Origin of the sequence: Pyramidobacter piscolens W5455, assembly GCF_000177335.1 — a bacterium.
GTDB lineage: Bacteria > Synergistota > Synergistia > Synergistales > Dethiosulfovibrionaceae > Pyramidobacter > Pyramidobacter piscolens.
On the sequence record NZ_ADFP01000023.1, the window covers coordinates 21,618 to 43,011 of the forward strand.

The 21,394-nt window shown below is 59.6% G+C and carries 20 protein-coding genes and 1 tRNA gene; 9 read left to right on the forward strand and 12 right to left on the reverse strand.

The window, feature by feature from the left end:
* Positions 1-137: 137 nt before the first annotated feature.
* Positions 138-1,106 (reverse strand): LysR family transcriptional regulator, encoded by a 969-nt coding sequence (locus HMPREF7215_RS01675; protein WP_009163848.1) that lies wholly within the window; start codon positions 1,104-1,106, stop codon positions 138-140.
* Positions 1,107-1,263: 157 nt separating this feature from the next.
* Here HMPREF7215_RS01675 and HMPREF7215_RS01680 point away from each other — a divergent pair, with 157 nt between their 5' ends.
* The 5 genes from HMPREF7215_RS01680 (at position 1,264) to HMPREF7215_RS01700 (ending at position 6,109) form a co-directional block, all read left to right on the forward strand.
* Positions 1,264-1,989, forward strand: a complete 726-nt coding sequence (locus HMPREF7215_RS01680; RefSeq protein WP_156797388.1) for an RraA family protein — start codon at positions 1,264-1,266, stop codon at positions 1,987-1,989.
* A gap of 30 nt (positions 1,990-2,019) precedes the next feature.
* Positions 2,020-3,051 carry a 2-hydroxyacid dehydrogenase gene (locus HMPREF7215_RS01685; RefSeq protein ID WP_009163850.1) on the forward strand — a complete coding sequence of 344 codons (1,032 nt, stop codon included), beginning with the start codon at positions 2,020-2,022 and terminating at the stop codon, positions 3,049-3,051.
* A gap of 13 nt (positions 3,052-3,064) precedes the next feature.
* Positions 3,065-4,027, forward strand: coding sequence for a tripartite tricarboxylate transporter substrate binding protein (locus tag HMPREF7215_RS01690; protein ID WP_009163851.1), 963 nt, complete (start codon positions 3,065-3,067; stop codon positions 4,025-4,027).
* Positions 4,028-4,106: 79 nt separating this feature from the next.
* Positions 4,107-4,586 (forward strand): tripartite tricarboxylate transporter TctB family protein, encoded by a 480-nt coding sequence (locus tag HMPREF7215_RS01695; RefSeq protein WP_009163852.1) that lies wholly within the window; start codon positions 4,107-4,109, stop codon positions 4,584-4,586.
* 11 nt (positions 4,587-4,597) lie between these two features.
* Positions 4,598-6,109, forward strand: coding sequence for a tripartite tricarboxylate transporter permease (locus HMPREF7215_RS01700; protein WP_009163853.1), 1,512 nt, complete (start codon positions 4,598-4,600; stop codon positions 6,107-6,109).
* Positions 6,110-6,207: 98 nt separating this feature from the next.
* On the opposite strand, the gene HMPREF7215_RS01705 is transcribed toward HMPREF7215_RS01700, so the two are convergent.
* The 7 genes from HMPREF7215_RS01705 to HMPREF7215_RS01735 form a co-directional block, all read right to left on the reverse strand.
* Positions 6,208-7,041 carry a M55 family metallopeptidase gene (locus HMPREF7215_RS01705; protein ID WP_009163854.1) on the reverse strand — a complete coding sequence of 278 codons (834 nt, stop codon included), beginning with the start codon at positions 7,039-7,041 and terminating at the stop codon, positions 6,208-6,210.
* A gap of 142 nt (positions 7,042-7,183) precedes the next feature.
* The gene (locus tag HMPREF7215_RS01710; RefSeq protein ID WP_009163856.1) at positions 7,184-8,755 is read right to left on the reverse strand and encodes an ABC transporter substrate-binding protein; all 1,572 of its coding nucleotides are present in this window, start codon (positions 8,753-8,755) and stop codon (positions 7,184-7,186) included.
* Positions 8,756-8,848: 93 nt separating this feature from the next.
* Entirely contained in the window at positions 8,849-9,817 is a 969-nt protein-coding gene (locus tag HMPREF7215_RS01715; RefSeq protein ID WP_009163857.1) for an ABC transporter ATP-binding protein, read from the reverse strand.
* A complete protein-coding gene (locus tag HMPREF7215_RS01720) occupies positions 9,804-10,781 on the reverse strand; it encodes an ABC transporter ATP-binding protein (protein ID WP_009163858.1) in 978 nt (325 codons plus the stop codon). Before HMPREF7215_RS01720 ends, HMPREF7215_RS01715 begins: the two co-directional genes overlap by 14 nt.
* Positions 10,782-10,787: 6 nt before the next feature.
* Entirely contained in the window at positions 10,788-11,648 is an 861-nt protein-coding gene (gene opp1C, locus HMPREF7215_RS01725) for a nickel/cobalt ABC transporter permease (protein WP_009163859.1), read from the reverse strand.
* Positions 11,641-12,558 (reverse strand): ABC transporter permease, encoded by a 918-nt coding sequence (locus HMPREF7215_RS01730; protein WP_009163860.1) that lies wholly within the window; start codon positions 12,556-12,558, stop codon positions 11,641-11,643. Before HMPREF7215_RS01730 ends, opp1C begins: the two co-directional genes overlap by 8 nt.
* Before the next feature lie 238 nt (positions 12,559-12,796).
* Positions 12,797-13,747 carry a LysR family transcriptional regulator gene (locus tag HMPREF7215_RS01735; protein WP_009163861.1) on the reverse strand — a complete coding sequence of 317 codons (951 nt, stop codon included), beginning with the start codon at positions 13,745-13,747 and terminating at the stop codon, positions 12,797-12,799.
* A 149-nt stretch (positions 13,748-13,896) separates the two neighbouring features.
* On the opposite strand from HMPREF7215_RS01735, the gene HMPREF7215_RS01740 reads away from it, so the two are divergent.
* The 4 genes from HMPREF7215_RS01740 (at position 13,897) to HMPREF7215_RS01755 (ending at position 17,204) form a co-directional block, all read left to right on the forward strand.
* On the forward strand, positions 13,897-14,934 hold the full coding sequence (locus tag HMPREF7215_RS01740; RefSeq protein WP_009163862.1) for a threonine aldolase family protein: 1,038 nt from the start codon (positions 13,897-13,899) through the stop codon (positions 14,932-14,934).
* A gap of 24 nt (positions 14,935-14,958) precedes the next feature.
* Positions 14,959-16,194: a dicarboxylate/amino acid:cation symporter gene (locus tag HMPREF7215_RS01745; RefSeq protein ID WP_009163863.1), complete on the forward strand. Its 1,236-nt coding sequence runs from the start codon at positions 14,959-14,961 to the stop codon at positions 16,192-16,194.
* A gap of 388 nt (positions 16,195-16,582) precedes the next feature.
* The gene (locus HMPREF7215_RS01750; protein ID WP_009163865.1) at positions 16,583-16,753 is read left to right on the forward strand and encodes a type II toxin-antitoxin system HicA family toxin; all 171 of its coding nucleotides are present in this window, start codon (positions 16,583-16,585) and stop codon (positions 16,751-16,753) included.
* A 37-nt stretch (positions 16,754-16,790) separates the two neighbouring features.
* Positions 16,791-17,204, forward strand: coding sequence for a type II toxin-antitoxin system HicB family antitoxin (locus tag HMPREF7215_RS01755; RefSeq protein ID WP_009163866.1), 414 nt, complete (start codon positions 16,791-16,793; stop codon positions 17,202-17,204).
* A gap of 272 nt (positions 17,205-17,476) precedes the next feature.
* Here the strand turns inward: HMPREF7215_RS01755 and HMPREF7215_RS01760 are convergent.
* The 4 genes from HMPREF7215_RS01760 to HMPREF7215_RS12235 all read right to left on the reverse strand — a co-directional run.
* A tRNA-Ser gene (locus HMPREF7215_RS01760) sits at positions 17,477-17,562 on the reverse strand.
* Positions 17,563-17,629: 67 nt separating this feature from the next.
* Positions 17,630-18,208 (reverse strand): LysE family transporter, encoded by a 579-nt coding sequence (locus HMPREF7215_RS01765; protein ID WP_009163867.1) that lies wholly within the window; start codon positions 18,206-18,208, stop codon positions 17,630-17,632.
* 95 nt (positions 18,209-18,303) lie between these two features.
* Positions 18,304-19,551 carry an OmpP1/FadL family transporter gene (locus HMPREF7215_RS01770; protein WP_009163868.1) on the reverse strand — a complete coding sequence of 416 codons (1,248 nt, stop codon included), beginning with the start codon at positions 19,549-19,551 and terminating at the stop codon, positions 18,304-18,306.
* Between the two features lie 659 nt (positions 19,552-20,210).
* Positions 20,211-21,394 (reverse strand): ankyrin repeat domain-containing protein (locus HMPREF7215_RS12235; protein ID WP_009163870.1); only part of this gene is annotated, 1,184 nt, incomplete at its 5' end.

Consider the following 21,394-nt stretch of genomic DNA (forward strand, 5'->3'; position numbering starts at 1 on the left):
CGCTCCATTTGTTTCATTGACATGAAGCCCCGCAAGTATCAGCGAGTTAGAGAGCACCCAAGGGGCTTCTCCCTAAAAAGCGAGTCTGTCTCTGCCACCGCGAGGGGGCGAGACAGACTCGCTTTTTTATGGACCGGTTATTTTTGCGCGCGGCGAATCACGGCGCCGATGGTCTTTGAGTACTGTTCGAAAACGGCCTGAGCGACTTGGATAAAGCCTTGCAGATAGCGGGGATGGAAGCTCTCCATGCGGTAGGTCAGCTCGGTGTTCTTCTGCGGCAGTTCGGCCCGGACAGGCACGGCGTAAAGTTCGTTGGCGATGTCGGGGCGTCTCAAGGCGTCGTAGAGGATCATTTCGTAGACGAGGCCGATGCCGTGTTCCTGACGGCACAGGTTCAGCGCCAGATCGTGCCGGCTCGTCTCGAAAATGATGTTGGGATGGATGTCCTGCTTCTCGAAAAAGCGTTCCAGCGTGTAGCGCAGTCCGTTACTGTGAGTGAACGTGATTAGCGGCATGCTGTCGATCTTCGTCAGATCGAAGCCGTGCGGATCGAGCAGCGCTTCGCGCCACGCCGGCGGTGATTTCGCCAGGAAGCGGCGGCTGAAAGCGCAGTAGATGCGGTCCCGCATGAAGGTCAGCACCTGCATGTTGTTGTGCCGCGGCACGTTGACGCCGATATAGAGATCGATCTTTCCATCCCGAAGCAGCTCGTCCAGTTCCGCGGTTGAAGCTTCCACGGTGGTGACGACGATGTTGGGGAATTGCCTGTGGTACACGTCCCAGATGCGCGGCATGAACACGGCACCGCGCGTGCCCGTCACGCCGACGCGCAGCGACCCCGTGCTGGTGCGCGAAGTGTCCGCCAGGGCAGCGACAAGCTGCTGCTCAGTGTGCAGGACTTTGCGCACATACTCGACCATGCTGCGCCCCGCCGGTGTCAGGATCAGCCGCGGTTTGCGCTCGAAGAACGCGGCGCCGTACTGGCGTTCCAATTTCTGGATGCTGGAGCTGAGCGACTGCTGCGTGATGTAGAGCCGCTCGGCCGCTTTGCGGAAATTCATCTCCTCGGCGGCGACCAGAAAATATCTCAAACTTCGCAAAGGCATCTCCTTTTCCTCCTTCTGACAGTCAAAAGCTGTGAGCCTCTCCCGTTTTTTTCTGTTTGATAAAAAAGTCGGAACCGTTTATCTTGATAAGCAGGATAAAAATCATTCTCTCCAACAGTCCGGCCAAATTTCTGGAAATTTCAAAGGAGCGATTTTCATGAGCACAATCGGCAATCGGATCTTCAGCGAAGTCAGACGTCCGGGGCGCGATCTCGTCGAAGCCTTCAAGGGCATTCCTTCCAGCAATATCAACGACGAGATGAACCGCCTCTTCTGCATGCACGACTCCATGCGCCTCGTCAATCCCGACCACGCCGTGCAGTTGCTCGGCACGGCCGTCACGGTCAAGGTTCCCTCGGGCGATAATCTGTTCTTTCATCAGGCTCTCGACATGGCGCTCCCCGGCGACATTATCGTAGTGGACGGCGGTCACTGCAACAACCGTTCGCTGGCCGGAGAGATCATGCTCAAATTCGCTCAATACAAGGGGCTTGCCGGTGTCGTCGTCGACGGCTGCCTGCGCGATCTCGACGCACTGCGCGGGTTGTCCATGCCGGTCTACTGCGCCGGCATCACGCCGCAGGGGCCTTTTAAGAACGGCCCGGGCGAGATCAACGCGCCGATCGCCTGCGGCGGGCAGGTCGTATTCCCCGGCGACATCCTGGTCGGCGACATGGACGGTATCGTCGTGATCCACAAAGAGGACGCCCCGGAAATGGCGGCTGCCGCGCAGAAGAAAAAAGCTTCGGAGGACAAGACGTTCGCGCTGATGGACGGCGACTGGAACGCGTACGCCGAAAAACACGCCGCTACCACCAAAAAGCGTATGGAAGGCCATACTCCTGAATTCCTCGGCAGTTTTGCCGACAAATACGGCCTGTAAAGCGTCCGCTCCTGAAAGAAGCACGATGTTATGAATAAAGTCGTTATTGTCGGCAGAGTGCCGGACGCAGGCAGAAAAATCCTGTACGAACGCTGCGCTGGTCGCTACGACGTGGCAGAGGTCCTGAGCAACAAGGAACTGGCAAAGCATCTGGACGGTACCTATTATATCCTGCGCGGCTTCCCGATGGGAGCGGCGGAAATCGAGAAGCTCGGCGGCGACGCCCGTCTGATCCACCGCTGGGGAGTTGGTTTCGACGCGGTCGATATCGAAGCGGCGGGGAAAAAGGGCATCATCGTCTCGATCTGCGCCGGCGTCAACTCGCAGCCCGTCGCCGAACTGACCGTCATGCTGATGCTCGCCTCGCTGCGCCATTTGCCCGAGTTGATGAGCCGCGCCAAAGCAGGGCGCAAGGACAAGGAAGACATCATCGCACGCTCGTGGCTAATCAGCGGCAAACGCGTCGGCCTCGTCGGCCTTGGCAGCATCGGCCGGCGTGTGGCCGCAGCCGTCGGCGGAATGGGCGCGGAAGTGACCTATTACGATCCTTTCCGCGCCGCACCGGAGACTGAAAAGGAGCTGGGCGTCGAATTTCTGCCGCTTGACGAACTTCTGAAAAGCAGCGACATCGTCAGCCTGCACATGCCTCTGCTCGATTCGACCCGGCACCTGATCGACGCAGCCGCTCTCGCCAAAATGAAGCCATCGGCCCTGCTGGTCAACACCGCCCGCGGCGGCATCGTCGACACCGAAGCGCTGCTGAAGGCGCTGGCGGGAAAGTGTCTCTTCGGCGCCGCGCTCGACACGATCGAGAATGAGCCGCTCCCCGCCGATCATCCGGCCTTCAGCCTCGACAACCTGATTATCACTCCCCACGCCGGTGGCAACACGGAAGACAACAACCGCAATATGGCAGCCTACATCATGGACAACATCGATGCCATGGAAAGCGGGCGCGGACCGACCCCGCGCAGCGTCGTTAATCGGCAGTTCCTTGGCAAGCAGCGGATTTCTGATCCGCTCTGGAATATTCGCACCGCATCGGATCCTCAAATTTTTTAGGAGGCGAATCATTATGAAAAAAAGCTCACGTATCGCAGGTATTGTGACGGCACTGACCGTTCTGTTCTGCAGCGCCGTCGTGGCGGAAACCAACTGGCCGACCAAACCGATCACGCTGGTATGCGGGTACAGCGCTGGCGGCAGTTCCGATCTCGGCTGCCGCTATCTGGCGGCGGCGCTTGAAAAGCAGCTTGGCGTGCCCGTTGTCGTCGAAAATCGTCCCGGCAGCGGCAGTTGGGTGGCATGGAACCGTTTTCTCCACAACACTCCCACCGATGGTAACACGTTCGCCCTCGTCAACCTGAGCGCCGTGTTCGGCCACTACGACGACAAGACGCCCCGCAAAGAGACTATCGACGATTTTGAGCTTCTTGCCAACCAGGCCATTGATTATCAGGTCATCGCCATCCGCCCCGACGAAAAGCGTTTCACGGATTATAAAAGCTTTCTTGAATACGCCAAGAACAACGAACTTCTGACGGCAGCCTCCAGCACTGGCATCACCAGCGGCGAAGCGAGCGTAGCCCGCATGCTCGAAAAATTCCACGGCGCCAAAGTCAGCGTCGTGCCCGTCGGCGGCGCCGGCGACGCGAACACTATGTTCATCTCCGGCAACATCGATTTCCTGATCGGCAATGTCGGCGACGTTACGCTCAATCCCGAAAACTACAAGGTCATTGTCCTCTTTGCCAATGAGCGCGACGAACAGCTGCCCGACGTGCCCACCGAGAAGGAACTAGGGCTGGGCGATTACGTATCCTTTTCCGCTCGCGGCTACGCCTACATGAAGGGCGTCGATCCCGAGATCGTCGCGAAAATGACCCAAGCCGTCACCGCCGCCATTCAAGACCCCGAGTGTCTCGAGAACATGCGCAAGATGGGCGTCAACGTCGAGCTCTATTCCGGCGACGCTTACAAGAAGCTGCTGAACGATCAGCTCGAGTGGAGATGCAAGATTTGGGACGTGAAGCGTTAATCCCGTTCTGATGAAATTTTTTGCGCCGCTGCCTTTTGCCGGTCGGCGGCGCTTTGAGTAAAACAAGGGGAGGTTTCTCATGAAACGACATCAGGACGTGACCATTGGCATCGTCATCCTGCTGTTCTGCGCCTTTTTCACGTGTTGTGACCTGCGTATGGACATGGGACCGGCCCTGATGCCGCTCATTCTGCTCGCCTTTATGGCGGTATTGGGGCTCACCATCCTAGCCGACGGCATTCGAAAAACGCGTCACGCAACGGCGGAAAATCCCGTCAAGCCTTTTGTGACCTGCGCTACGCTGAAAACACCGCTGACCATGTTCGCTTTGATCGTTGTCTATGTGCTGCTGTTTCTCGCCATCGGCTACTATGCCGCAACGGTGCTCTTCCTGATCGCGGCGATGCGTTTTCTCAAGCAGAAGAGTTGGCTGTTCATCGCGGTCACCACCGCCGGATTCGTGGCCTTCGCTTATTTCTTCCTTGTTCGTCAGCTGAACGTCTCCATCGACGAATTGGGCTGGCTCGGCAACTGGCTGCGGATGCGCGGCGGATTTTAGGAGGCGATCTCATGGAACTGGTAAAACAGGTTCTCGATATGACCTTCGAGTGGGGGGCGTTGACGGGGCTGATCGTCGGCACCGTAGGCGGCATCGTCATCGGCGCGCTGCCCGGCTTCAGCGCTTCCATGGGCGTGGCGCTGCTGATTCCCATCACCTACGGAATGTCGCCCGTCGCCGGACTGATCATGCTGACGGCCGTCTACACGTCGGCCATTTACGGCGGTTCGATCACTGCCACGCTGTGCCACACGCCCGGCACGCCGGCTTCCGCCGCGACGGCGATCGACGGATACAAGCTGACCCAGCAGGGGCGCGGCATGGAAGCCGTCGGCGTCTGCACGGTCGCTTCCATGATCGGCGGCGTCGTCGGCGCGTTGGCGCTGTTGTTCCTTTCGCCGCCGTTGGGGAAATTCTCTCTGCAATTTTCGGCGCTTGAGTATTGCATGCTGGCCATCTTCGGCGTCACGATCATCGCTTCCCTGGCTGGAGAGTCGCTGTACAAGGGGCTGTTTTCGGGCATTCTCGGGCTGTTCCTCGGCACCGTCGGTCTGGATGCCATCACCGGCACGCCGCGTTTCACCTTCGGTTCCATCCAGCTCGAAGATGGCATCCAGTTCGTTCCCGCGCTGATCGGCATGTTCTCGATCTCGCAGGTCATGATCATCGCCGACGATGTTTTCAAGGGCAAGCATACCATCGTCGACGAAAAGAGCATGACGGGGCGTATCCTGCCGCCGTGGAGCGAGTTCAAAGGACTGATCCCGACCATCGCCCGTTCATCCGTTATCGGCACGATCATCGGCATCATTCCGGCGGCAGGCGCCGGCGTTTCTTCATGGGTCTGCTACAGCCTCGGCAAAAAGTTCTCCAAACATCCCGAAAAATTCGGCAACGGCTCTTTTGAAGGCGTGGCCTCGTCCGAAGCCGGCAATAACGCCGCCACCGGCGGCGCGCTCGTTCCCCTGATCACGCTGGCTCTGCCCGGCAGCGCGGTGGCGGCCATCCTCCTCGGCGGCATGCTCATGCACGGGCTCGTCCCGGGAGCTTCCATGTTCACCGAAAAGGCCCCCGTCACCTACACGATCATATTCGGCTATCTGCTCTCGAATATTCTCATGGGACTCATCGGTCTGGCCATTGCCAAATACGTGGCCCGGGTCAGCACTGTTCCGATGGGCGTGCTCGGCCCGCTTGTCGTTGCGCTCTCCGCCATCGGCACCTACGCGATCCGCAACAACATGTTCGACGTGTTCGTGATGCTTGCGTTCGGTCTGCTGGGGTATCTGCTGCGGCGGACGGGCTTCGCCACCGCGCCCCTCGTGCTGGGCATGGTGCTGGGCGAGATCGTCGAGAGCAATTGGCGCCGCGCGCTGATCATGTCCCGCGGCAACATGTTCAAATATTTCCTGAGCCGCCCCATCAGCCTTGCGCTGCTGGTCCTTATCGCGCTTTCCATGTTCACGCCGGTTCTGATGAACTATGTGGATAAAAAGTCGAGGGCTCAGGAAAAATCCGCCTGAGCCCACCGCGCATACAAAAATTTCTGCCCGACCGTTGCGGCCGGGCAGAAATTTTTTGTGTCGAGGGTTGCAGGCCAGTTTGCAGACGCCGAATCGAATCAACTGTTGGCCGTGCTTGCCAGGCCGATGATCGCGCCGGTCCAGCGGCGCATTTCCGCCATGCCGCGGCCGCAGACGCGCACGGTGCGGCCGCCGAGGCGTTCGAGCGCGGGGATCTGGGTGGCCGCGTCGCACTGGGCCGTGGTGTGAAAGGTGACGCGCAGGTCGTAGCTTCCGTCGCCGATGTCGAAAAGCGGGATTTGGCGCGCTTTCAGGCGCTCAACGGCTTCCTTCGCCTTCGCCTTGATATAACCGTAGGAGTCTGCCGGCGACAGGCAGTCCGCCGCCAGCCGGCCTTTGGCGACTTTCACCCGCGCGTAGACGGGCGCCGCGCCGAGCTGCGCGCGGACTTCGCGCTCCAGCGCGTCGTCGCCCTCGATCAGCGCCACGGGCAGACCGAAGGAAGAGGCGACGGCGGCGTTCAGCCCCAGTTCGCCCATCTCCACGCCGTTCAGTTCGACCGAATAGACCGTGCCGCCGGAGATGGTGTGGTCGAGCACGGCGACGGGCGTGCCGGCCATGGCGTGGTAGCCGATGAAGAAAACGCCGTCGCTTCCCGAACAGCCTTCCATCATGCCCAGGGGCTTGGGCGTGCCGCTGAGCAATCGGATTCGATGGTCGAGTCCGTTGATGTCGACGTTGATCTTGCGCCCGTGCGCGTCGTTGACCAGCACTTCGTCGGCGCCGGCTTCCAGCGCGCCCTCGGCGGCGGCGCGCACGTCGTGCAGTTCCATCCTGCAGCCGAAAGCGTATTCGGGACGTCCGTTCATGGTCTGATGAACGTCGGTCACGCCGGTGCAGCCTTCCATATCGGCGCTGATGTAAATTTTCATGGTGCGATCAGATTCCTTTCACGAGATTTTTGTTCGTCACGAAGGGGGCGGCGGCGACAGCAAAGGGACTGAGGGCGGAAAAGGCCGGCCTCAGTCCCGCTTTCGCGCCTGGATCCGCGCGCTTCCGTTTTTTGCGAGCCGTTTATTCCACGCAGGTCAGGTGATTCACCATGACGAAGTTGATCGGGTAAATGTCGAGGTTCTTCACTTCCCTGCGGACGGCGTACAGGTTCTTGATGGAATAGATCGGAATGCGAGGCTGATCGGCGATCAGCTGTTCTTCGATCTTTTCGTAAGCGGCCTTGCGCAGGGCGTTGTCGGACTCGCGCATGCCGTCCCTGATGCCCTGGTCGACGATCTCGTTGCGGTAGAAGCTCTGGTTCTGTCCCGTCGGAGGCACCAGCCAGGAAGCCAGCAGCGGGCGGTAAACCCAGTCGGCGTCGCCGGTGGAGGGGCTCCAGCCCATCATGAAGATCTGCGCCTTGTTTTTCTTTTCGGGTAATTCGATGCGGGAGTTCAGCGTCGCCCAGTCCATGGCCTGAAGCTTGATCTCCATGCCCACGGCTCGGGCGAAACCGATATAAGCCTCGGGGATGATGGCGCTCTTGCTGGAGGTCCACAGTTCGACGCTCAGGCGCTTGCCCTCGGCGTTCATGCGGATGCCGTCTTCGCCGATCTTGTCCCAGCCGGCTTCCGCGAGCAGCTTTTTGGACAGCTCGGGATCGTAGGCGATCATATTGTTCTGGCCGGCAGCGCAGTTGATCATCGGGGAGATGATGCGGTAAGCCGGAACGGCGTTGCCGTGCAGGATCTTGTCGCAGATGCCCTGACGGTCGATGCTGTGGCTCAGGGCCCGGCGCACGCGCACGTCGCCGAGGATCGCGTCGCTGGTGTTGACGACGAGCGTGTAAACGGTGATGTTGGGGAAGATGCGCATCTCCACGTCGTCGCGGGTTTTCAGCCGCTCCACGTCGTTGGTATCGACGGCCTGGGCCACGTGAGCCTCGCCGGTCTCGACGAGCATGGCGCGCGTCGAAGCCTCGGGCGCGAACTTGTAGATCAGGCCGCTCAGCTTGGGCTTGCCCTGCCAGTAATCCTCGAACGCGGACATCTTTACGTAGTCGCCGGGTTCCCACTCCTCGAACTTGAAGGGGCCGGTGCCGGAGGGCTGGCGCTTGATCTTGGCGTTTTTGGCGGGATCCTTGACGTAGCTGGGGTCGAGGATCAGGCCGGCGGTGTGGGCCAGGTTGTTGAGGAAGGGGCCGAAGGGCTGCTTGAGGTCGAAGGCCACGGCGTACTCGTCGACGACGCGCACTTCCTTGATGATGGGCTGGTAGAGCGACGTCCTCTTGTAGCGGCCGTTGAGGATGCGGTCGAAGTTCACCTTGACGGCTTCGGCGTTGAAGGGCGCGCCGCTGTGGAACGTGACGCCCTCGCGGAGTTTGAACGTCCAAGTCAGCCGGTCTTCGGAAATTTCCCAGCTCTTGGCCAGCTTGGGCACGACGTCCAGCGACATATTGAAATCGACGAGCCCTTCGTAGATCTTGCGGTTCAGGTCTTCGGACGGCGTGTCGGTGATGTCCTGCGGGTCGAGGGAAATGATTTCCGCCGACTTGACGATCGTCAGGACGTCCTTGTCCAGAGCCAAAACCGGCCCGGCGGCGAGCAGAGCTGCCCCCGCGAGCGCGAGCAGCGCGGTACGGTAAAACTTCATACGGCATTCCTCCTTAAAAAATTCATCAAAAATTCATCCCTTGCGGGGATTCCCTTCCGCCGCAAAAACGGCGGAAAACATCGAAACGGCTTGCTAAACCTGATGGCACGCGAGCCAGTGTCCGGCGTTCACTTCTCTCCATTGCGGCCGCACGCGACGGCATTCGTCGGTCGCCTGCGGACAGCGCGTGTTGAAGCGGCATCCCGGCGGCGGATCGACGGGGCTGGGGATGTCGCCCTTGATGATCTTGTCGGAAATGTCCTCGTCCGTGACGTAAGGTTTGGGAATGCTGCGCAGCAGCGCCTGCGTGTAGGGATGCAGCGGGTTGCGGAACATCTCCTGCCGGTCGCAGAATTCCATCAGGTTGCCGAGGTACATCACGGCGATGCGGTGGCTGATGTGGCGGATGACCGACAAGTTGTGGCTGATGAACAGATAGGACAGGCGTCTTTTCTTCTGAATGTCCTTGAACAGGTTGAGGATCTGCGCCTGCACGGAAACGTCCAGCGCCGAGGTCGGCTCGTCGAGGACGACGAATTCGGGATCCGAGATCAGCGCCCGGGCGATGGCGATGCGCTGGCGCTGCCCGCCGGAGAATTCGTGCGGATAGCGCGTCATGTGCTCGACCTTGAGGCCCACTTCCTGCATGCCGTTCAGCACCCGCTCTCGCACTTCGTCTTTTTTCAGCTCAGGACGCTGCACCCTCAGCACGCGGCCAATGATGTCGCCGACGATCATGCGCGGGTTCAGCGAGGCGAACGGATTTTGAAAGACCATCTGCGCCTGGCTGCGGAACTCGCGTTCTTCCTGCGGCGAAAGGCTAAGGATCGACCGTCCCCGGTACAGGATCTCGCCCGACGTCGGTTTGAGCAGGCGCAGCAGCATGTTGCCCACGGTCGATTTGCCGCTGCCCGACTCGCCGACCAGCCCCAGCGTCTCGCCCTCGGGAATGGAGAAGGAAACGCCGTCCACGGCCTTGACGTGCCCCGCGACCGAGTGGAAGAGCACTCCCTTCAGAATCGGGAAGTACATGTGAAGATCTTTGACTTCAACGATATTCATAGCAGGCCACCTCATGTCCTTCTTCCGCCTCCACGGCCGTCGGACGTTCCCGCGCGCAGCGTTCCGTGGCGCGCGAGCAGCGGGCGCGGAACTTGCAGCCTTCCGGCAGGTGCAGTAGATTGGGCAGCGCGCCGGGAATGACTTCCAGATATTCCTGCGCCTGATCGAGGCGCGGGATCGCGCCCAGCAATCCCTGCGTATAAGGGTGTAGCGGGTGTTCGAAGATCTGGCGGACCGAACCGTACTCGATGATGCTGCCGGCGTACATGACGGCCACTTTCTGCGCCATCGTGGCGATCACGCCGAGATCGTGGGAAATCAGCATGATGCTGCTGCCGAAGTCCTTCTGCAAATCCTTGATCAGCGACAGGATTTGCGCCTGAATGGAAACGTCGAGCGCCGTCGTCGGCTCGTCCGCGATCAGCATCCGAGGGTTGCACGACAGCGCCATGGCGATCATGACGCGCTGTTTCATGCCGCCGGAGAACTGGTGCGGATAGCGCTTCATCGACCTTTCGGGATCGGGGATGTTGACTTTTTTGAACATCTCCGCGGCGCGCTCGTGGATCTGCGCCGCGCTCATACCGGGGTTGTGGACGCGGATCGCCTCTTCCACCTGCCGTCCCACCGTGAACACGGGGTTCAGCGAGCTCATCGGATCCTGAAAGATCATGGCGATATCCTTGCCGCGGATCTGGCGCATCCGTTCCGGCGTCGCCTGCGCGAGGTCTTCGCCCTCGAACAGGATTTTGCCGCCGATGATCTTTCCCGGCGGCGACGGGATCAAACGCATGATGCAGGACGACGTCACCGACTTGCCGCAGCCCGTCTCGCCGACGAGCCCGAGGATCTCGCCGCGGCCGACGCTGAAACTGACGTTTTCCAGCGCCTTGACGATCCCTTCTTCCGTGTAGAACCACGCATTCAGATTTTCGACGCGAAGCAGCGTTTTATCGTCAGCCATGGCGGATTACTCCTTCAAACGGGGATTCAACGCGTCCTGAAGCCCGTCTCCGAAGAAGTTGAAGCCGAGGACGACGATCATGATCGTCACGCCGGGGATCACCGCGACGTGAGGGGCGGAGCGCAGATACACCCGGGCGGCGGAGAGCATCGTTCCCCATTCGGGAGACGGCGGCTGCACCCCCAGCCCGAGAAAACCCAGCCCAGCGGCCGTCAACAGCACCGTCGCCATGCGCATCGTCGTCTGCACGATGATCGGCGAGATGGCGTTGGGCAGAACGTAGCGGAACAGAATCGACAGATCGCTCTCGCCGATCGCCCGCGCCGCCGTCACGTAGTCGTTCTTCTTGACGCTGATCACCGCGCCGCGCGCCACGCGCGAGAACCCCGGCACCGAGTTGATGCCGATGGCGACGATCAGATTCGTCAGACTCGGCCCGAGGATGGCGACGATCGCCAGCGCCAGCAGAATGCCGGGAAAGGCCATCATGATGTCCATCAGGCGCATGACGACCTCGTCGATCCTGCCGCCGAAATAGCCGCTGACCGAACCGAGGAACGTGCCGATCACCAGCGAGATCATCACCGCCCAGAACTGGATCACCAGCGAGACGCGGGCGCCGTAAAGAATCCGGCTGAGAATGTCGCGGCCGAACTCGTCGCAGCCCAGCCAGTGATCCATGCAGGGACGGAGATAGGAAAGATTCAGATCCTGAAAATAAGGATCGTAAGGCGCCAGCCACGGGCCGCAGAGAGCCAGAAACAGATAGACTCCCACGATGACCAGCCCCGCGACCGCCGTCTTGCTCCGGCGCAGACGGCGCCATACCAGCGCCGCGTGAGTTTGCGTTTTCTTCGGACTATTCATAGCGGATCCTCGGGTCGAGAAAAGCGTAGAGGATGTCGACCAAAAGGTTGGCCCCTACGTAGATAAAAGCCACCACCAGCAGCGTCGCCTGCACCACGGGATAATCGCGCCCGAGAATCGAATCGATCAGCAGACGCCCCACCCCCGGCCAGGCGAAAACCGATTCGGTGAGAACGGCCCCCGTCAGCAGCGAACCGATCTGCATGCCGATCACGGTCACCGTGGGGATCATGGCGTTGCGCAGCGCGTGCAGATACACGACGACGCGCTCCGTCAGCCCCTTGGCGCGGGCCGTCGTCACGTAATCCTGGCGCAGCACGTCCATCATCGTCGAACGCGTCATGCGCGCGATGATCCCCGCCGATCCCGTGCCGAGCACGATAGCGGGCAGGACGATGTGCCGCACGCCGCCCATGCCCGCGGCCGGAAGCCAGCCCAGCTCGACGGCGAACAGCATGACCAGCATGATCGCCAGCCAGAAGGCCGGCATCGAGACGCCGATCAGCGCCAGCGACGTGGAAAGATAATCGATCCACGAGTAGCGGCGCACGGCCGACAAGATCCCCGCCATCACCCCCAGAGCGACCGACAGCAGCAGCGCCGCCCCGGCGAGGACCGCCGTGTTCTTCAGCCGCGACGTGATCAGGCCGATCGCGGGCACCTCGTATTTCATCGACTCCAGCGAACCGTCGAAAACGCCCTTGACGAACTGCACATATTGAACCGGCAGCGGCTCGTCCAGCCCGAACCGATCGCGAATCAGCTGCACGTCCTCGATCGTCGCGTCGGGACCGGCGAGAAGCTGCGCCGGATCGCCCGGGGTCAGATGCATAATGAGAAACGCGACAATCGAGACGCCGATCATGACGGGGACGGACATCACAAGCCTGCGAAGAATATACTTCCCCATGTTGTTTTACTTCCCCCTTCGTAAAGATTGAAGCACCGCGTGAGCCTGCTCATCATCTCCCCGTCTGTTTTCATCAAAAAAACGCTTTCGCACGGCGTCTTTGCCTGAAAGATTTTATATTTCTTAGATCAAAGTATAGAGACTGTCATAATTTTTTTCAAGCATATCTTCAAAGCGGTCTTGAAAAATCGTATACATTTTTTCTGTCCCAAAAACGTCGCGCCGCACGCGGAAAAAACTATTTCTCGTTCCATTCCGGGTCCAGCAGCATCCGCTCGAAGCTCTTCATGGCCGAAGTGAAATAGACGCCGCGGCGGCTGCTCAGGAACGCGTTGCGCGTCGTATAGCGGCTGTCGATCTTATAAAAACACAGCGCGTCGCAATCGCCCCCCTGCACGAGCCGGTTGCTCAAAACCGTCGCGCCCAGCCCGAGACGGGCGAAGTTGAAGGATTCAGCCGATTGTTCCACCTCGAGAACTACCGGCGGATCAACGCCGCGTTCGCGGAAGAGGATGTCGGTGTATTGACGAAGGTAATTCTGATTGCTGAGAAGAAGAAACGGCACCTGAGCGAAAGCGTCAAGCCGCACCGACCGCGCTGCGGGGACGGAGAAGACCGCGTTGCCCAGTTCGTCCGGCGCGAGCTGTTTGCCGCAAAGCATTCCGTTGACGCCGAACGATTTCGGCACGGCGAGGATCAGGCACTCGCGGTAGCACACCCTCTGATCGTACTTTTTGTCGTCGTAGGGACGGTTGGTGATCACAAAGTCCAGTTCGCCGGAATCGAGCAGATGCTTGGCCTGCATTGTATTCAAATTGCGAATCTGCAGTTCGATCTGCGGATACCGGCGGTGGAAATCCGCCAGACGCTCCGTCACAAAATAGGGCATGCCGAGGTTACTGCCGCCGATCGCCAGCCGCCCGCTCTGCAACGTTCCCTCTTTCTCGACGAACTCGTGCAGCCGTCGTTCCAGCCCGCGCAGCTGCTCCAGCGCCTGGATGTATTCCACCCCAAAAGGCGTCAGCGTCACAGGCACGGTGTGACGGTTGAAGATCGGCAGTCCCAGCTCGGCTTCCGCCTTTTTGACGGTAATGGAGAGCGACGGCTGAGTGATGAATAATTTGTCTGCTGCTTTGCTGAAGCTTCGTTCGCGGTAAACGGCGTAGATATAGTCGGCGTACTGAAACATGAAAAATCTCCTCAATCTGATGTAATGCACATTTATCATTTATTTTTATCTATAACTATATTCTAACATTTATATTTGATTATGCACGCTCAAGGTTATTTAATGCCGATAGGAGAAGTTTTTTACGACGAGAAAGGGGCTGTAACGGAATGATCGATTTAAGGAGCGATACGCTCACGCTTCCGGATCGTCCCATGCTGGAGACGATCCTGTCGGCGCCGTTGGGCGATGACGGACGGCTGGACGCGGAAGGACGCGGCGAAGACGCTACGGTCAACAAACTGGAGGACATGGCGGCATCTCTCACGGGCAAGGAGGCTGCGCTGTTCTGCGTCTCCGGCACGATGGGCAACCAGGCCGCCCTGTTGACCTGGTGCCGTCCCGGCGACACCGTGCTGGTCGACGAGCTGCAGCACCTCGACCGCAGCGAAAAAACCGCCTTCGACCCGCGCTTCGGCCAGATGAAAAAAGCTTTTTACAAATTCGACGCCGACAGCATGCCCGACCCGGCCGACATGGAACGCGCGCTCAAGGGGAACTCTGTCAAGCTGATCTGCGTCGAGAACTCCCACAATTACACCGGTGGAACCTGTATCACGCCGGAGCGCATGGCCGCCGTCCGCCGCCTGGCCGATAAATACGGCGTGCCAGTCCACATGGACGGCGCGCGCGTTTTCAACGCCGCCGCATATCTCGGCGTTTCCGTAAAGGAGCTGGCCCAATACGCGGACACGCTCATGTTCTGCGTCTCCAAGGGGCTGGGAGCTCCCGTGGGATCCCTTCTCTGCGGGCCGAAAGACTTTATCGGGAAAGCCAAGGACACCCGCAAGCTGCTCGGCGGCGCCATGCGCCAAGCCGGCGTTATCGCCGCGCCCGCCATCTACGCGCTGAAACATAACGTGGAACGCCTGAGTGAAGACAACGAAAACGCCGCGTACTGCGCTTCGCTGCTGACAGGGCTGAAAAAAACGCTCGTGCAGAAAAACGTGCAGACCAACATCATGATGCTCGACGTCAAAAACGCCGGCGTCACGCCTCAGGAATTCTGCGAGCGCGCCAGGGGAAAGGGGCTGCTGATCCGCCCTATCATCAACACCTCGGTACGGCTCGTCTTTTACAAGGGCATCACGCGCCGCGACGCGGAACGAGCGGCAGCCGTCATCCGCGAAATCGACGCGGCGCTTTGATCTCATTTGAAAGGGGTAAGAATTATGGTTATCGGCGGTAAAAAAATATCTTTGACGACGCAGGTTTTCGTGGCTATGATCCTCGGTTCCGTCGCCGGGCTCGTCGTCGGCGAGACCATGGTTCAGCTCGGCTTCATCGGCGACATCTGGCTCAATTGCATCAAGATGATCGTGGTCCCTATGGTGCTCTGCACGATCGTGACCGGCATCACCTCGCAGGACAGCCTCGCCTCGCTGCGGCGCGTCAGCGCGCGCATCATCGTCTACTATGTGGTCACTACCGTGCTGGCCTGCGTAGTCGGGCTGACCGTGGCGACGCTGCTCCAGCCCGGGAAAATCGCCAACTTCGCCGGCATGGCCTCGCAGCAGATCAAGGGCGGCGTCGACATCACCTTCGCCGGCTTCCTCAAAGGGTTGTTTTCCACCAACATGATCAAGACGTTCGCCGACGGCAATATCGTGCAGACACTGGTCATCGCCATTCTGCTCGGCGTCGCCATCCTGCGCATCAAAGATCCTGAACGCAAGGCGACGATGAAAAAGTGTTTCGACGGCTTCAGCAGCATGGTTTTCTCGCTGATCGGCATGGTCATGGACGTGTCGCCTATCGGCGTGTTTTTTCTCATGGGCAACTCCTTCGGCAAGTACGGCGCCGGCATCTTCACCTCCATGGCAGTGCTCGTAGGAACCTACTACGCTGCCTGTCTTGCCCACGTTGTCTTCGTGTACGGCGGCTTCCTTCTGGCCTTCAAGCCCCACATGAATCCTTTCCGGTTCATCAAGGAGAGCGCCGACGTGTGGATCTACACCATCTCCACATGCAGCTCCATCGCCACGATCCCCGTCAACATCAAGACCGCCGAGGAAAAATTCGGCATTCCGGAGCGCGTTTCCGGCTTCACCATCCCCCTCGGCTCGCAGATGAACTCCGACGGCTCCGTGCTGCTCTACGCCTGCGTCATCCTCTTCATCAGCCAGATGATCGGCCAGCCCATGTCGATGCCCCAGCTGCTGAACGCCGTATTCATCTCCACCATTCTCTCCATGGGCGGCGCGGGGATCCCCGGCAGCGGCATCGTCAAGCTGATGGTCGTCGTTCAGTCCGTGGGACTGCCCATCGAAGTCGTCGGCGTCATCGCCGCGTTCTACCGCCTCTTCGACATGGGGACCACGACGAATAACTGCCTCGGCGACCTCGTCGGTACCATTATCGTCGGCACAGCCGAAAAAAAATACGACGCGGAGAAACAGAGCGCCTAGAAGATTTTCACATAGAAAACGTCGAGAGATAGAGAAAAAAATCGCGGCCGGTCATCGAAGAGCGTTGGCTCAACGACGACTGGCCGCGATTTTTTTGCATGATACTCATTCTTGATAAAAAGTATTAGCATAGTTTTCAAGGGGCTGCGGGGAAGTTCAGTCGCTCAGAATTACCTCGACTGCTGCGCAGCTCGCTTTGTGAATCTCCTCCGCAGCTCCCTTGCGTTCGACCTTTTAATTAAGAAATAGTATGAAATTTCTGACGGCGGAGGGGAAGCTATCTTGCCAGAGGGCAGCTCTTTTTATCAAGAGGTGAATTCTCTGTATTCGCACTTGACGATACGTATAAAAATACATATGATATAGTTAGAACGAAGGAGGCGAGGCGGTGAAACGGCAGGAATTCATAAAACGGCTTGAAGCGCTGGGGTTTCGTTTCAAACGCCATGGAAGGCGCCACGATATTTACAGCCGCGGCGAAGAGACGGAAGAAGTGCCTCGGCACGGGGATATCAATGAAATACTCGCGAAGAACATATTAAAAAGACGGGGAGCATAATCTTCTCGCGCACTCCAAAGAGGAGGGGAAAGGACAAATGAAAACGGTCTATCCTGTGATTTTTACGCCAGTCGAAGGAGTTGTGCTGGTCGAAGTGCCGGATCTCGGAGTGCTTACTCAGGGCGAGGACTTAAGCAACGCGGTCGAAATGGCGCGGGACGCGATCAGCCTTAAATGCGTCGATCTGGAGGACGAAGGGGAAAACATTCCCCCTCCGACGGCACTGAAAGAGATCGACGCTGCGAAGGGTGAGTTTGCAGGCGCTGGTACGGGCATCGTGTCTTTTGTAGACATCGATACGGCAGCCTATCGGCGCATGATCGACAACAAGTCAGTGCGCCGCACGGTGACTTTGCCTAACTGGCTTGACTATGCTGCAGAAAAGGAAAAAATCAACGTCTCCAAGGTACTTCAGGACGCCTTGATCAAAGAGCTTGGCTATGCCAAATGAAAAAGCCTTCCGTTAACGATATGCTCTCGTTTCAAGAGACAGTGAAATAAAAAATCACTGCCACTTGAGAAGGGAACATGATTTGTTTATGCCACACAGAGTAAGAATCGAAGCTGCCCCTATTTCTCAATCAGAAATAGAATGCGCGATTCTAAGCACAATCCATGTGAAAACTCTACATATATTTTAGTTTTATCCTATACAACAAAAAATCGCGAAGCCCGAATTTTACAGGCTTCGCGATTCATTTTAATTCCTTGTTTTTTAAATTGTGGCGGAGGGGAAGAGATTCGAACTCCCGGAGCTTGCGCTCAACAGTTTTCAAGACTGCCGCCTTAGACCGCTCGGCCACCCCTCCGCGAAGTGCCAGCGGCATTATAGCACGCGCCCCGGCGATTGGCAAAACGTGGAACGGACTCGTTTCGTTACAGATACAGCGACAGCGCGCAATAAACGAGCAGCAGGGCCATGACGGCGTTCGCGGCGCGTTCGTGGCGGCGCAGGGCGCGGCTGAAGGCGGCGCCGAAAGCGGCCCAGCAGTTGACCGAGACGAAGGCCGTGCCCGCCAGCCCGAACGCGAAAAGGACCAGCGCGGGAAGCGAACGGACGTGGGGCAGCACAAAAGTCGACATGGTAGTGACGGCAAAGATTATTACCTTGACGTTGACGAACTGGAGCAGCACGCCCGACAGAAAAGCGTTGTCGGCGGCGGACGGTCTTTCGCCGCCGGATCGGCTGGTCAGGGTCTTCCAGGCCATCCAGAGGATATACGCGGCGCCGAGAGCCAGCATGTACGGCTGAGCGGCGGGGATGTAATCCAGCAGCGTGGCGCTGAACAAAGCCGCCAGCAGCTGCACGGCGAAGAAGCCGCAGAAGATCCCCAGGCGGTAGCGCAGCGACGCGCCGAAGCCGTAGCGGCTGGCGTTGGACATCGAGGAGATGTTGTTCGGCCCGGGCGTGAAGGTGGAGACAAGGACATAGCTGAAAAAAGAGAACCAGTTCATCGGGAGCGCTCCTTCGAAAAATGGATAAGATAAAAAGAAAAGGGCGGAGGCCGAAAAGCCTCTGCCCTTGAATTATATCCGTTTGCAGACGAAAATCACAGATCGATGCGCGCGCCGATCGAAATGATGTGGGCGTCGCAGCCGCGCGTGGAGGCGTCTTCAAGCTTCTCGCCGCTGCGGTTGATGCGCTTGTCGCCGACGTCCATGTAGCCGTAGCCGAACGAATACTCGACGTTTTTGACGCGGCAGCTGGCGCCGAAAGTGTAGGTGCGGCGCGTGCCGGTGGGCACCATGAAATCGGCGTTGTCAGGATCGCGGGAAGAGCAGTCGTCGTAGACGAAACCGGCGCGGATCGTCCACTTGTCGTTGATCTTGTGCTCGACGCCGAACTGATAGCGCCAGCCGTCGCGCCAGTTCTTGGGCTCGTTGTACGGATAGGCCGTCAATCCGCCGAACATCGCCTGATACGGCTGCGGCACGGCGACGTCGATGGTCAGGTCTTTGTAGGAGCTCCACATCGTCTTGATGGCGTTGAACTCGACGCGCGTGCGGTCGCTGAACCTGTAGCCGACGCCGAAAGTATAACTCTCGGGCAGATGAATGGCCCCCTTGCCGCGGGTGGAAATCGTTCCCAGCATGCCGCTGTAAAGGTTTACGTCGCCCTCGACCGTTTGCTTGACCTCGGAACGGTACAGCGCCGCCAGCGAGAGCCGCGGCGTCGCCTGCCAGTTCAGGCCGACGTTCCAGCCCACGCCCCAGCTGTCGCCGTCGAGATCGATCGGCGTCTCGCCGCCGAGTCGGGTCGACTTGTCGAGCTTCAGCCCGGCGTACATCAGTTCCGCGCCCGCGGACATCGACAATGACGGCGCGATCTTCCATGCCACGTTGGGCGCGAAAGAAACCGACAGGAACTCGATGCTGCGGTTGCTGAAACGGCCGTACCAGCCCGGATCATAGGAGGCTTTCAAGCCGAAACGGGGATAAACGCCGACGCCGAACCAAGCGTTGGGCTGGATCCTGCGCGCGTAAAACATTGCGGGAACGTAAGCCGGATTGTTCTTGTTGTGCTGCGTCAGAAAGACGTTATCGCTGCCGTCGAGAAAGTCGGCGTAGCCGCGCGGCGCGATGTAGGTGACGGCGCCGGAAAAGGTGCCTTTCTCGTCGAACTGCGTGATCGCCGCCGGATTGTAGGCGATCAGCGAAGCTTCGTCGCCGAACATCATCGCGCCGCCCATGCCCACGCCGCGGGCGCTCCATTCGTACACCGCGAAACCGTCCGCATAGGCGGGCGCCGCCAAAAGCGCCGCCGAAAGCGCCAGCGCGGCCGTTTTTCTCATATTCATACCCTAACCCCTGCCCCTCGTCTCTTGTGTCGTGCCTGTCATGCTCTCTCTAGCTCCGTCGGAATCGCCCCACGAAAGGGCGACCCCGATCTCCGGCTGGGGCCTGCGATGTCTCCGCCGGTCTCCAGCGCCCTTTTGCGCAGATACTCTCTGACTCCTGATTCTCAATTAAAAGGCATCATTGAAAATGCCGCGCTTCGCGCGTCCGTGCCGCAAAGAACGCGCGTCCCGCGGTTTCATAGGTTTTTCCCCCACCTTGTAGGCTTCAAAGCCGCCGCCTTTCGGTTCGAACGGGCCGTTTCCCCGATCGGAAAAAGAAAAGCGGCTCTGCTGTCCCGCCTTTGCACATGCGCATAATTTTATCTTTTCTTATCTTCGGCGGCAAGCGCAAAAGAGAGGCATGGCCCCCAGATATCGCGCCGTTTTTTTATGAACTTTATCGCCGTTCGCGAGAGGAAAGATCGTACCCGCCAAATTGAAGGCGCTGATCTTCGATCGGTTCCAGTCCGGCTATTACGTTTCGGGCGAGAAGGTCGGGCGGGCGTGGAACGCTGGCAAGGGGCTCATGAAGAAATAACCGCCCTCCCGAACAACGCAAGGCCTGCGCCCGGATCGCCGCCGACGATCCGGGCGCAGGCCCTTCTTTTCAGCCCGAAGGGTTATTCCTTCGGCGCGCAGGCGGCGCGCCGAAGCAGGTCAAGCAGGCCGCCCAGAGGCTTTTTCGTTTCTTCGGCGGAGCGGAGCGAGGCGTCCTTCGTCGCCTGATGGGCCGCTTTTTCGGATTCGAGCTGCCGGGTCAGTTCGGCGATCTGGGCTTGGGCCGCCTCAAGCGCCTTGGCGGAGTCCGCCGCGGCGGCTTTCGCCGTTTCGGTGGCCTTCACGGCCGCGGCCTTTTCAGCTTCGATCCGGACGTTCAGTTCGGCCGCGGCGGCTTTTGCCGCTTCGAGCGCCGTGGCGGCTCCGGCCGATTCGGCTTTCGCCGTTTCGGCGGCTTTCACGGCCGCGTCTTTCGCCGCCTGGTGGCCCGCTTTTTCGGATTCGAGCTGCCGGGTCAGTTCGGCGATCTGGGCTTGGGCCGCCTCAATGCGCTTGGCCAGTTCGGCCTTTTCGGCGGCGGCTTGCTCCGCGACGGCCTGGGCTTCTTCTTCGGCCTGGCGGGCGGCGTCCTTCGTCACCTGATGGACGGTCCGTTCTTTTTCGAGCTGTCGGGTCAGCTCGGCAATTTTTTTATCGAATTCGGCCTTCTGGGCGTCGAGTTTGTTTTCGTAGTCCGCCAGGGCGCGGTGTTTTTCGACCGCGGCTTTCAGTCCGCCCAGCCCGTCGGTTTCGACGCCGGCTTCCTCGGCGTATTCGAGGGCGCTGCGGCCGTTTTTGTCGAACAAATCGACGCGCGCGCCGGCGTTCATCAGAGTGGCGACGGCTGCGGGATTTTTCACGGCGTACATCAGGGCCGTGCGGCCTTCCGGATCCTGGGCGTTGACGTCGGCGCCGGCGTCGATCAACGCGCTCAGCATGTCTTTATCGCGGTTGTCCCGGGCGGCCCACATCAGCGGCGTCAGGCCGTCGACGGCGGCGTTGGGATCGCTGCCGGCCTTTAACGCGGAGCGCAGGCGTTTGGCGCTGCCGAAGCGGCACAGCTGGACGAGGCGCGAAGGTTCAAGAGGCTTCTGACCGGCGGCGTCCTGAATCAGGGCGGCGATCGCGGCGTCGGCTTTGAAGCGGCTCGCTTTGAAATAATCGCCGAGGACGCGCCCTGAGAGATCTTTCGCCTCGCGGTCGGCGCCCGAGTCGAGCAGCGAGATCACGGCGCCGCGGTTGGCGCCGCCGCGCAGGGCCAGCAGCA

What these genes read in the sequence shown, in the direction of transcription:
- HMPREF7215_RS01675 (WP_009163848.1), bottom strand. Translation starts at nt 1,106, where the DNA reads ATGCCTTTGCGAAGTTTGAGATATTTTCTGGTCGCCGCCGAGGAGATG.
- HMPREF7215_RS01680 (WP_156797388.1), top strand. Translation starts at nt 1,264, where the DNA reads ATGAGCACAATCGGCAATCGGATCTTCAGCGAAGTCAGACGTCCGGGG.
- HMPREF7215_RS01685 (WP_009163850.1), top strand. Translation starts at nt 2,020, where the DNA reads ATGAATAAAGTCGTTATTGTCGGCAGAGTGCCGGACGCAGGCAGAAAA.
- HMPREF7215_RS01690 (WP_009163851.1), top strand. Translation starts at nt 3,065, where the DNA reads ATGAAAAAAAGCTCACGTATCGCAGGTATTGTGACGGCACTGACCGTT.
- HMPREF7215_RS01695 (WP_009163852.1), top strand. Translation starts at nt 4,107, where the DNA reads ATGAAACGACATCAGGACGTGACCATTGGCATCGTCATCCTGCTGTTC.
- HMPREF7215_RS01700 (WP_009163853.1), top strand. Translation starts at nt 4,598, where the DNA reads ATGGAACTGGTAAAACAGGTTCTCGATATGACCTTCGAGTGGGGGGCG.
- HMPREF7215_RS01705 (WP_009163854.1), bottom strand. Translation starts at nt 7,041, where the DNA reads ATGAAAATTTACATCAGCGCCGATATGGAAGGCTGCACCGGCGTGACC.
- HMPREF7215_RS01710 (WP_009163856.1), bottom strand. Translation starts at nt 8,755, where the DNA reads ATGAAGTTTTACCGTACCGCGCTGCTCGCGCTCGCGGGGGCAGCTCTG.
- HMPREF7215_RS01715 (WP_009163857.1), bottom strand. Translation starts at nt 9,817, where the DNA reads ATGAATATCGTTGAAGTCAAAGATCTTCACATGTACTTCCCGATTCTG.
- HMPREF7215_RS01720 (WP_009163858.1), bottom strand. Translation starts at nt 10,781, where the DNA reads ATGGCTGACGATAAAACGCTGCTTCGCGTCGAAAATCTGAATGCGTGG.
- opp1C (WP_009163859.1), bottom strand. Translation starts at nt 11,648, where the DNA reads ATGAATAGTCCGAAGAAAACGCAAACTCACGCGGCGCTGGTATGGCGC.
- HMPREF7215_RS01730 (WP_009163860.1), bottom strand. Translation starts at nt 12,558, where the DNA reads ATGGGGAAGTATATTCTTCGCAGGCTTGTGATGTCCGTCCCCGTCATG.
- HMPREF7215_RS01735 (WP_009163861.1), bottom strand. Translation starts at nt 13,747, where the DNA reads ATGTTTCAGTACGCCGACTATATCTACGCCGTTTACCGCGAACGAAGC.
- HMPREF7215_RS01740 (WP_009163862.1), top strand. Translation starts at nt 13,897, where the DNA reads ATGATCGATTTAAGGAGCGATACGCTCACGCTTCCGGATCGTCCCATG.
- HMPREF7215_RS01745 (WP_009163863.1), top strand. Translation starts at nt 14,959, where the DNA reads ATGGTTATCGGCGGTAAAAAAATATCTTTGACGACGCAGGTTTTCGTG.
- HMPREF7215_RS01755 (WP_009163866.1), top strand. Translation starts at nt 16,791, where the DNA reads ATGAAAACGGTCTATCCTGTGATTTTTACGCCAGTCGAAGGAGTTGTG.
- HMPREF7215_RS01765 (WP_009163867.1), bottom strand. Translation starts at nt 18,208, where the DNA reads ATGAACTGGTTCTCTTTTTTCAGCTATGTCCTTGTCTCCACCTTCACG.
- HMPREF7215_RS01770 (WP_009163868.1), bottom strand. Translation starts at nt 19,551, where the DNA reads ATGAATATGAGAAAAACGGCCGCGCTGGCGCTTTCGGCGGCGCTTTTG.